We start from the raw sequence: 10,918 nt of genomic DNA, 5'->3' as shown, positions 1-10,918 counted from the left end.
CCCGGACACCAACATCAAGACCGCCGAGTTGGTGCACAAACTCTACCCGCACATCAAAATCATCGCCCGGGCCCGTAACCGTCAGCATGTGCATCGGCTGGTGGACCTTGGCGCCGAGGCCATTCGGGAAACCTATTATTCGAGTCTGGAAATGAGCCGGCGCACGCTGGTCGGCCTGGGGCTGACCCAGGCCCAGGCCGATGCGCGAATCAAGCGCTTCAAGCATCACGACGAGCAGGTGCTTGAGGCCCAGCATGCGATTTATGACGATGCGGCGAAGGTCTTGCAGACGGCGCAGGAAGCCCGGGCGGAACTGGCGAGGCTGTTTGAGTCGGATCAGTTGGAAGAAGAATCAGGCAAGGCGTAACTGATCGTTCCCAACGCTCTGCGTGGGAACGATCGACGATTGATTTAGGAATAGGAACCTACTATGGCTGAGCAAAGCTACCCCGCCCTGAAAGAAATCTTCAACGCCGACCGCCTCAAGCACATCGCCACCGAGATGACCTCCGTCTACCCCGCGTTCAACGCCAAAGCCTTCCTGAAAATGGCCAACGACGGGCTTGCAGAGTTATCGATCATGCAGCGCATGGCCCGGGTCAGCGAGTGCCTGCACGTGGTCCTGCCGTTGAGCTATGAAGAGACGCTCGAGGTGCTGCGCGCCCTCGCTCCGCGCTTGAACAGCGGCTTCGTCAGCATCTCATTGCCGCATTACGTCGCGACGTACGGCGGACATGCCTTCGAGCAGTCCATGGAGGCGCTGAAATACTTCACCGCCTTCGGCTCCTCGGAGTTCGCGATCCGCTATTTCCTGCGCAGCAACATCGAACGCTCCCTGGCGGTCATGCGCGAGTGGTCCCTGGACGAAAACGAACACGTCCGCCGCCTGGCCAGCGAAGGCAGCCGACCGCGTCTGCCGTGGTCGTTTCGACTGGAACAGATTCAGGCTGACCCGACATTGGCGGCCGCGATCCTCGACAACCTCAAGGCCGACGACAGCCTCTACGTGCGCAAGTCCGTGGCCAACCACCTCAACGACATCACCAAGGATCATCCAGAATGGGTGCTGGACTTGATCGAAGGCTGGTCGCTGGACAACAAACACACCGCATGGATCGCCAAACACGCCCTGCGCAGCCTGATCAAACAGGGCAACCAACGCGCATTGGCGATCATTGGCGCGGGCGGCAAGCCTGAGGTCGAGATCATCGATGTGAAGGTGGAACCGGCGGTGATTCGTCTGGGTGAAAAAATCACCCTGTCCTTCGCCGTGAAATCCACGGTCCAGGACAGTCAGCGACTGGTGATCGACTACGCGATCGATTACGTAAAAGCCAACGGCAGCACGTCGGCGAAGGTGTTCAAGCTCAAGGCGCTGACGCTTCCCGGCAAGGCGACCGAGACCATCGCCCGTAGCCAGCAGATCAAGGAACTCACCACCCGCAAACACTACGTGGGCAAACACGCCGTACACGTGCTGGTGAATGGAGAGCGCCTGGCCAGCACCTCATTCGAAATTCTCCCTTGAAACACGAACCCTTGTAGGAGCAAAAGCTTGCTCGCGATGGCGTCAATCTCTAGGTGGGTGAACTCGCCAAATAATACGCAACCAAAGCATTCGCATGGCCATGCCCCATACCATGCTCAGTCTTCAGCCAAGCCACCATTTCCATATGCTTCTTTGCACTCACTGTTCCCAGCAGATCCAGCCAGTGACTGATTGGCTGCCCGTACTTTTTCTCGATTGACGGGAAGTACGACGCTGGGCCTTTCACTTTTGTATCTTCGGTCATGCTGCAAGCTCCCTTTCGCGGCGGAGTGTCGGTGGACAAGTGAATCTGACACTCTCCCAAGATCAAAAGATCGGGCCGCGTTCGGACGATCTTTTGATGTTTGTTATCCCAGCAACAACGCCTGCTCGCGCTAACACAACTCCACCACGTAATCCCACAACACCCGCAACCGCACGGATTTGTGCAGCTCACGCCGCGTGCTGATCCAGTAGCTGCGCTGAATACTCTCATCCGGCAACAACGGCACCAGACAGGGATCGGCGCTGGCCATGTAGCACGGCAACACGGCGATGCCCAAACCGGAACGAGCGGCCTGTTGCTGGGCGATGACGCTGGTGCTGTGAAACACCACCTGCGGGTTACGGCAGAAGCTGTTGAGGAACATCAGTTCCTGGCTGAACAGCAAGTCATCGACATAGCCGATCCAGACGTGGCGACCGAGGTCTTCGCGGCTGCGCAGCGGTGGCGAACGGTCGAGATACTCCTGGCTGGCGTACAGCGCCAATCGATAGTCAGTCAGTTTGCGGGTGACCAGCATGTCGGCCGCCGGGCGTTCGAGGTGGATGCTGATTTCGGCCTCGCGATTGAGAATGCTGACAAAGCGCGGCACCGCCACCAGTTCCACTTCCAGCCCCGGATAACGTTCGAACAGGCCGTTCATGCGGCTGGCGAGGAACATGATGCCCAGCCCTTCGGTTACGCCGACACGGATCTTGCCCAGCGGCGCCGTGGACTGGGTGATTTCCTCCTGCGCCAGCAACGCGACGTTTTCCATGGCTTCGGCATGTTTGAGCAACGCTTCGCCCGCCGGGGTCAGCTCATAACCCTGGGCGTGCTGAACAAACAACGCGGTACCGAGGCTCTTTTCGATGGCCTCGATGTGCCGGGCCACGGTGGCGTGGGTGGTGTTCAAACGGCGGGCGGCGGTGAGCAGACGCCCGCTGCGCTGCAATTCGAGAAAAAACCGCAGGTCATTCCAGTCGAACATGAACCGTCCTTGAGATGAGGCTGTTTAAAAACGCACAGCGGCTGCGCAAAAACTAACATTCTTTTGACGAAAGCTAACAACTAGGATGACCGACAACAAGAACAACAAGTTGAGGTCACGGATGCAGACTTCCCTGGATGAATACGACTACATCGTGGTCGGGGCCGGCCCGGCCGGTTGTTTGCTGGCCAATCGGTTGTCGGCCGACCCGCAGAATCGCGTGTTGCTGCTCGAAGCCGGCGGCCGCGATAACTATGCGTGGATTCACATCCCCGTGGGTTACCTGTTCTGCATCGGCAACCCGCGCACCGACTGGTGCTTCAAAACCGAAGCGCAACCTGGCCTGCAAGGCCGCGCCCTGAGTTATCCGCGAGGCAAAGTGCTCGGCGGCTGTTCCTCGATCAACGGCATGATCTACATGCGCGGCCAGGCCGGCGACTACGACGGCTGGGCGGCTCAGGGCAATCCCGGCTGGAGTTGGCAAGACGTGCTGCCGTTGTTCAAAAAGAGCGAAAACCATTTTGCCGGCGACTCGGAATTCCACGGTGCCGCCGGTGAATGGCGGATCGAGCGTCAGCGGCTGTCATGGCCGATTCTCGATGCCTTCCAGAGCGCCGCCGAGCAAAGCGGCATCGCCAGCATCGATGACTTCAACCAGGGCGACAACGAAGGCTGCGGCTACTTCCAGGTCAACCAGAAGGCCGGGATTCGCTGGAACGCGGCCAAGGCGTTTCTCAAACCCATCCGCAACCGCCCTAATCTGACCGTGCTGACCGACGTCGAAGTGGATCGAGTGCTGCTGGAAAACGGCCGAGCGTCAGCGGTCAGCGCGCGTTGGCAGGGTCAGGCGATAACCTTCAAGGCGCGCAAGGAAATCGTGCTGTGCGCCGGTTCCGTCGGCTCACCGAGCATCCTGCAACGTTCCGGGATCGGCCCTCGCCCGCTGCTGAAAAAACTGGGGATCGGCGTTGCCCATGAACTGCCCGGCGTGGGTGGCAATCTGCAGGATCACCTGCAACTGCGCCTGATCTACAAACTGGAAAACGCCCGCACCCTTAACCAGATCGCCGGCAGCCTGTGGGGCAAGATGGGCATGGGCCTGCGTTACCTGTATGACCGCAGCGGCCCGCTGTCCATGGCGCCGAGCCAACTCGGGGCCTTCGCCCGTTCGGGACCGGAGCAGACGTCGGCAAATCTCGAGTATCACGTTCAGCCGCTCTCTCTGGAGCGTTTCGGTGAGCCATTGCATGCCTTCCCTGCCTTCACGGCGTCGGTGTGCGATCTGCGCCCGCAAAGCCGAGGCCGCGTCGAGATTCGCTCCACCGATCCGCAGGAAGCACCGCTGATTCAGCCCAACTACTTGAGCCATCCGGAGGACTTGCGGGTGGCAGCAGATGCCATTCGCCTGACCCGCCGCATCGTCGCCGCACCGGCCCTGCAAGCGTTCAAACCGGTCGAGTACTTGCCCGGCGACAGCTTGCAGAGTGAAGAAGAGTTGCACGAAGCCGCCGCCCGCATCGGCACCACCATCTTCCATCCGGTCGGCACCTGCCGCATGGGCAACGACGCGGACGCCGTGGTCGATGCGCAGCTCAAAGTCCACGGAATCCCCGGTCTGCGCATCGCCGACGCCTCGATCATGCCGCGCATCACCTCGGGCAACACCTGTTCGCCTACGCTGATGATTGCCGAAAAGGCCGCACAGTTGATGCTTGCCGCTACTGCCGACAGTCCCCTGTGGGAGCGAGCTTGCTCGCGATGACGGTATGACTTCCAGCATCAATGTTGACTGATACACCGCTATCGCGAGCAAGCTCGCTCCCACAGGGGTTGTACTTAATTCGCGGACGTTGGGCATTACCCCCTTTAAGGAACACGCAACACCAGTGGAACAAAAAAAACAATCACTGTGAGGGATACCGATATGTCAGAACATGTTCAGCCTCTGGAAGCCGTGCGCAGCGCGGGCACCAGCAAGGAAACCCAGAAAGTCATCTTCGCCTCGTCGCTCGGGACGGTCTTCGAGTGGTACGACTTTTTCCTCTATGGCGCCCTCGCGGCGGTGATCAGCAAACAGTTCTTCGCCGGGGTCAACGACACCACCGCGTTCATCTTTGCGCTGATGGCGTTCGCCGCCGGCTTCATCGTGCGGCCGTTCGGCGCTTTGGTATTCGGCCGGTTGGGGGACATGATCGGGCGTAAATACACCTTCCTGGCGACCATCATCCTCATGGGCGTGGCGACCTTCTGCGTCGGGCTGCTGCCGACCTACTCGAGTATCGGCATTGCCGCGCCGATCATTCTTGTGGTGCTGCGCATGCTTCAGGGCCTGGCCTTGGGCGGTGAATACGGCGGCGCTGCCACTTACGTGGCCGAACATGCGCCGATGGGTAAACGCGGTTTCCACACCAGCTGGATTCAGTCCACCGCGACCCTCGGCTTGCTGCTGTCGCTGCTGGTGGTGCTCGGTTGCCGCTACTTCACCGGTGACCAGTTCGAAGTCTGGGGCTGGCGGATTCCGTTCCTGTTTTCGATCATTCTGCTGGGCATCTCGACCTGGATTCGCATGAGCCTGCACGAGTCGCCGGCGTTCGTGAAAATGAAAGAGGAAGGCAAGCTCTGCAAATCGCCGCTGCGCGATTCCTTCGGCAAATGGGAAAACCTGAAAGTCGTACTGATCGCCCTGTTCAGCATCAATGCCGGGCAAGCCGTGACCTTCTACGCGGCGCAGTTCTACGTGCTGTTCTTCCTCACCCAGTTCCTGAAAATGGACCCGGCGCTGGCCAACAGTCTGTTGATCGTCAGCGTGATCATCGGCGCACCGTTCTTCATTTTCTTCGGCTGGCTGTCGGATAAAGTCGGGCGCAAACCGGTGCTGATGATCGGCCTGCTGCTGGCCACCGCGCTGTACTTCCCGATCTTCAAGTCCATCGCCCACTACGCCAACCCGGCCATCGACCTGGCCAGCCGTCAGGCACCGATCACCGTACTGGCGGACCCGGCCACCTGCACCTTCCAGTTCGACCCGGTGGGCAAGGCGAAATTTGATAGCCCTTGCGACAAGGTCAAAACCTTCCTGGTGAAACAGGGCCTTCCCTACAACAGCGAAGCGGCACCGGCCGGCAGCGCCGTGCAGGTGAGCGTCGGTGAAGTGAAACTCGATGGCTACGATGAAGCGGCCCTGCGAGGCGCCGTGACCCTGGCCGGATATCCGTCCCAAGCCGATACGCAACAGGTCAACAAGTCCATGATCGTGGCGCTGATGGTGGCGCTGATCATCATTTCGGCCATGTGCTACGGCCCGCTGGCAGCGCTGATGGTCGAACTGTTCCCGACCCGCATCCGCTACACCTCGATGTCCCTGCCGTACCACATCGGCAACGGCTGGTTCGGCGGTTTCCTGCCAACGGTGTCGTTTGCCTTGGTGGTGTACACCGGGGACATCTTCTACGGGCTGTGGTACCCGGTGGTGATTACCGGGGTGAGCCTGGTCGTCGGGATGATCTGTTTGCGTGAGACCAAGAACGTGGACCTGGATACCAACTGACGTTTTGGTGGTCGAGCGATTGGGTATATATCCGTTGCTGCGGTAAAGGCGCCTTAGGGTTCCGCCCTTACGGCGGGTCACTTGGAAATACGGAATGCCGCCCAACCCCAAGTAACCAAGGGCTCTTGCCCCTTTCGTTCGGTCCCTCGCCTAGGCTCGCCATGCCCTCGCTCCGGTCCTGCTCCGTGGGCCCGCCGCCATCGGCCATCCATGGCCGGGTGCGGCTAACCCGGCATCCATGCCGGGTTGCCCACTGCGCAGAACCTCCACTCAGCCTCTCGAGGGGGCGTGTACCGCAAAAGCAAAAGCGAGGCGGCCTACCGGCCGGCCTGGCTTCAAGTAAACGCATTTCCCTGTAGGACCTGTCGAGCGAAGCGAGGCTGCGATCTTTTGATCTTGCTGTTGCTTTGGCTTTGGCTTTTGATCTGCCCCGTCGGAAGGCCGAGTGGAGGTTCTGCGCAGTGGGCAACCCGGCATGGATGCCGCGGTAGCGGCCCCCGGCCATGGGTGGCCGATGGCGGCGGGCCCACGGAGCAGGACCGGAGCGCGGGCATGCCGAGCCTGGGCGAGGCACCGTACGTCAGGGGCAAGAGCGTTTGGTTACTTGGGGTTGGGCGGCATTCCGTATTTCCAAGTGACCCGCCGTAAGGGCGGAACCCTAAGCCGCCGTTACTGAAGCAACGGATATGTACACCATCAAAAAGATGGTCGCCTGATACAAAGCCTTCGCGAGCAGGCTCGCTCCCACAAGGGTTCCGGGAACATCCGCAAGGCTGGATCACTATCCATTTCTAAAGTAAACAGAATTACCGCAAACGCAGGGCGTTTTCGTTAATCTGACCCGACGCTCGACGCAACCACGCCCCGCCACTCACCAGACCGAGGCACCATGATCATTTCATCCGCATCTGACTATCGCGAGGCAGCACGTCGCAAACTCCCGCGTTTTTTGTTTGATTACATTGATGGCGGGGCTTATGCAGAGCACACGCTGAGGGCCAATAGCTCGGATCTGACGGGCATCAGCCTTCGTCAGCGCATTCTGAAAAACGTCGAAACCCTGAGCCTTGAAACCACCCTCTTCGACCAACCACTTTCAATGCCGATCATATTGGCACCGGTCGGCCTGACGGGCATGTTCGCCCGCCGTGGTGAAGTGCAGGCGGTTAAAGCGGCGGAAAATAAAGGCATTCCACTGTGCCTGTCGACGGTTTCGGTGTGCTCGATCGAGGAAGTCTCGGCACAAAGCCAACAGTCCATCTGGTTTCAGCTGTATGTGTTGAAGGACAGAGGCTTCATGAAAAATGCGCTGGAGCGGGCGAAGGCCGCCGGTGTGAAAAACCTGGTGTTTACCGTGGACATGCCCACGCCCGGCGCCCGATACAGGGACGCACACTCGGGCATGTCAGGTCCTTTTGCAGCATCGCGGCGAATGCTTCAGGCCATGACCAAACCCGACTGGGCATTCAACGTCGGCGTCATGGGGCGTCCACACGACCTGGGCAATATCTCGAAGTACCTTGGCAAAGCCGTAACCCTCGAAGACTACATGGGCTGGTTGGCCAATAACTTCGACCCTTCGATCAGCTGGAGCGATCTGGAGTGGATTCGTGAGTTCTGGAAAGGCCCGATGATCATCAAAGGCATTCTCGATCCTCAGGATGCCAGAGACGCGGTCAGCTTTGGTGCGGATGGCATTGTCGTGTCGAACCACGGCGGGAGACAGCTGGACGGCGTGCTTTCCACCACCAAAGCATTGCCGCCCATCATGCAAGCCATCGGTAATGATCTGACGGTACTGGTCGACTCGGGCATCCGCTCGGGGCTTGATGTCGTACGGATGTTGGCGCTGGGCGCAAAAGGTGTACTGCTGGGGCGTTCCATGGCCTATGCACTGGCCGCCGATGGTCAACGCGGGGTGGAGAATATGCTGGATATCTTCGCCAAGGAAATGCGCGTCGCCATGACCTTGACCGGGGTGACCTCGATTAGTCAGATTAATGAATCCACACTGGTGGATGCTGTTCGATGAGCTGAACACCTGACCTTAAAACGCCGCGCCCATGCGCGGCGTTTTCGTTGATGCCTGGAAAGCGACCCTCACTCGACGTCTTTGAGAACCTCAAAGATCACTTGATCGGGATAAAACGCCATGTAGCCGCGAATCTGATCGACCGATACTTTGGGGTCTTCATAGCTCCACACCGCGTTAGCGCCCTCATGTCCCGGGACTTGCAGACTGAAATAGCTGGCATCGCCCTTGTAGGGGCAATAACTCGTGTGATCGGTGCGGGCAAAGTACTTTTCATCGATGTCCTCCCGCGGTACGTAATACACCGGAGGATAGTTGGCCTCGAGCAACACCAGCGCCCGTGCGGACGCGGCCACCTGAATACCGTGAAACTTTACAAGCAGGCAGCCCGGCTGCTCTGCGATGGTGATGACAGGACTAGGACCGGTGCTTTTCATCGGATTCTCCTGGGTTATCGGGAGCGCCCACGCTCCTGTGGCGAGGGGGCTCGCCCCCGTTGGGCTGCGAAGCAGCCCCAAAACCTGCGACCGCGATTCAATAGGTATACCTCATGTTTCCGTACCGCGACTGCTTCACAGCCGAACGGAGGCAAGCCCCTCGCCACAAAAGCCATCAGCGGGAGTTAAACCATGGCCCCGGGGGAACGCGTCAGCGGCATGTGCGCCGCCACAAACTCAATAAACACCCGCAGCTTCGGCGGCACCTGCCGCCCGGAGGGCCAGAGCAGATTGAACTGGTTATCTGTATATCCATACAGATAAAGGTTGCTCCAATCTCATTCCCTGCGCATTCTGTTCACATCTTCAAACCGACTGAACGATGGTGGTTATGCGGCTGTACCTCTGTGAAAAACCTTCCCAGGCCAAAGACATTGCGGCCGTCCTCGGCGCCAGGCGTCGTGGCGACGGCTGCTGGCTGGGAACGGACGTCACGGTGACCTGGTGCATCGGCCATCTGCTGGAAACCGCGCCGCCGGACGCCTATGACGCGCGTTACAAGCGTTGGGTGCTGGCGGATCTGCCGATCATTCCAGAGAAGTGGAAGATGACCGTCAAACCGCGCACGGCCAGCCAGTACAAAGCGGTCAAGCGGCTGCTCGGCGAGGCCGATGAATTGGTGATCGCCACCGACGCCGACCGTGAGGGCGAGATGATCGCCCGGGAACTGGTGGAGCATTGCCGTTATCGCGGGCCGATCCAGCGGCTATGGCTGTCGGCGCTGGACGATGCGTCGATCCGCAAGGCGCTGGCAGCCCTGAAGCCGGGGGCCGAGACCTTTAGCCTTTACCATTCGGCACTCGGGCGCTCGCGGGCCGACTGGTTGATCGGGATGAACATGAGTCGGCTGTTCACGCTGTTGGGGCGTCAGTCCGGTTATCAGGGCATATTGCCGGTCGGTCGGGTGCAAACGCCGACCCTGCGCCTGGTGGTGGATCGCGACCGCAGCATCGCCGATTTCGTGCCGGTCGCCTATTGGGCCATCGATGTGCAACTGCTGCACGACGGCACCACGTTCACCGCCCAGTGGCGTGCGGCCTCCGAGGTTTGCGACGATCAGGACCGCTGCCTGAATCAGGCGTTGGCGCAAAATGCAGCGACGGCAATTGGCAGTGCGGCGAGTGCCCGGGTGATCAAACTGCGCACCGAGCGGATGCGCGAAGTAGCACCCCTGCCCTTCGATCTGGGCACCTTGCAGGAAGTCTGCTCGAAGAAGCTCGGGCTCGGCGCCCAGGAAACTCTCGACATCGCCCAGGCCCTGTACGAAACCCACAAGGTCATCACCTATCCACGCAGCGACTGCGGTTATCTGCCCGTGAGTCAGCACAGCGAAGCACCGGGCATTCTTGCTGCGCTGAGGCAGGCTGATCCGGCGCTGAACGCCTTGAACGATTTCCTGGAGCCTCAGCGCCGCTCACGGGCCTGGAACGACGCCAAGGTCAGCGCTCACCACGGCATCATCCCCACCGCTGCAGCGAAAAACCTCGAGCGACTGGCGGGCAAGCAGCGGGCGGTCTATACCCTGATCCGCGCGCGTTACCTGGCGCAGTTTCTGCCCAACCATGAATACGACCGGACCCAGGCCGACTTCGACTGCGCCGGTGAAGCCTTGCGTGCCGTCGGCAAGCAGATCGTCGAACCCGGCTGGAAGCGCGCCCTGCCCGAAGCCCTCGCCCCAGCCAAGGGCCGCGAAGCACCGGCGCCGCAAACGCTGCCGGCATTGGCCGAAGGACGTGACTGCGCAGTGGCCGACGTGAAGCTCAAGGACCTCTGGACGCAACCGCCCAAACCGTTTACCGAAGGCGATCTGATCAAAGCGATGAAGAACGTCGCCAAACTGGTGGAAGATCCCCTGCTAAAGCAGAAACTCAAGGACACCACCGGCATCGGCACTGAAGCGACCCGCGCCTCGATCATCCAGGGCCTGCTCGACCGTGGTTATCTGATCAAGAACGGCAAGGCTCTGGCCGCCACCTCGGCCGCGTTCAGCCTGATCGATGCCGTGCCACGTGCCATCGCCGACCCCGGAACCACGGCGATCTGGGAGCAGGCGCTGGACAT

At 60.2% G+C, this 10,918-nt stretch carries 9 protein-coding genes; 6 read left to right on the top strand and 3 right to left on the bottom strand.

The window, feature by feature from the left end; genetic code table 11:
* Both WLY71_RS26770 and WLY71_RS26765 read left to right on the top strand, forming a co-directional pair.
* Positions 1-367, top strand: a 367-nt coding sequence (locus tag WLY71_RS26770) for an NAD-binding protein (protein WP_347805951.1), incomplete at its 5' end; no start/stop codon positions are given.
* Between the two features lie 63 nt (positions 368-430).
* A complete protein-coding gene (locus WLY71_RS26765; RefSeq protein ID WP_347805950.1) occupies positions 431-1,528 on the top strand; it encodes a DNA alkylation repair protein in 1,098 nt (365 codons plus the stop codon).
* Between the two features lie 49 nt (positions 1,529-1,577).
* On the opposite strand, the gene WLY71_RS26760 is transcribed toward WLY71_RS26765, so the two are convergent.
* Together WLY71_RS26760 and WLY71_RS26755 are read right to left on the bottom strand one after the other, a co-directional pair.
* A complete protein-coding gene (locus tag WLY71_RS26760; RefSeq protein ID WP_347805949.1) occupies positions 1,578-1,793 on the bottom strand; it encodes a DUF4287 domain-containing protein in 216 nt (71 codons plus the stop codon).
* 130 nt (positions 1,794-1,923) lie between these two features.
* A complete protein-coding gene (locus WLY71_RS26755; RefSeq protein ID WP_347805948.1) occupies positions 1,924-2,781 on the bottom strand; it encodes a LysR family transcriptional regulator in 858 nt (285 codons plus the stop codon).
* A gap of 121 nt (positions 2,782-2,902) precedes the next feature.
* Between WLY71_RS26755 and WLY71_RS26750 the strand changes: the two genes are divergently transcribed.
* The 3 genes from WLY71_RS26750 to lldD all read left to right on the top strand — a co-directional run bounded on the left by WLY71_RS26750 (position 2,903) and on the right by lldD (position 8,360).
* The gene (locus WLY71_RS26750; RefSeq protein ID WP_347805947.1) at positions 2,903-4,543 is read left to right on the top strand and encodes a GMC family oxidoreductase; all 1,641 of its coding nucleotides are present in this window, start codon (positions 2,903-2,905) and stop codon (positions 4,541-4,543) included.
* Positions 4,544-4,705: 162 nt separating this feature from the next.
* Positions 4,706-6,328: an MFS transporter gene (locus tag WLY71_RS26745; RefSeq protein WP_347805946.1), complete on the top strand. Its 1,623-nt coding sequence runs from the start codon at positions 4,706-4,708 to the stop codon at positions 6,326-6,328.
* Positions 6,329-7,217: 889 nt separating this feature from the next.
* A complete protein-coding gene (lldD, locus tag WLY71_RS26740; protein ID WP_347805945.1) occupies positions 7,218-8,360 on the top strand; it encodes an FMN-dependent L-lactate dehydrogenase LldD in 1,143 nt (380 codons plus the stop codon).
* A gap of 68 nt (positions 8,361-8,428) precedes the next feature.
* Here the strand turns inward: lldD and WLY71_RS26735 are convergent, their stop codons facing one another.
* On the bottom strand, positions 8,429-8,797 hold the full coding sequence (locus WLY71_RS26735; RefSeq protein ID WP_347805944.1) for a DUF427 domain-containing protein: 369 nt from the start codon (positions 8,795-8,797) through the stop codon (positions 8,429-8,431).
* Between the two features lie 391 nt (positions 8,798-9,188).
* Here WLY71_RS26735 and WLY71_RS26725 point away from each other — a divergent pair.
* The coding region (locus WLY71_RS26725) for a DNA topoisomerase III (protein ID WP_347805943.1) at positions 9,189-10,918 on the top strand (1,730 nt) is incomplete at its 3' end.

This window comes from Pseudomonas rossensis (genome assembly GCF_039888995.1).
In the GTDB taxonomy this organism is placed as follows: Bacteria; Pseudomonadota; Gammaproteobacteria; order Pseudomonadales; family Pseudomonadaceae; genus Aquipseudomonas; species Aquipseudomonas rossensis.
Note: the sequence above shows the minus strand (reverse complement) of the source record. Positions and strands in the feature narration are given on the sequence as shown.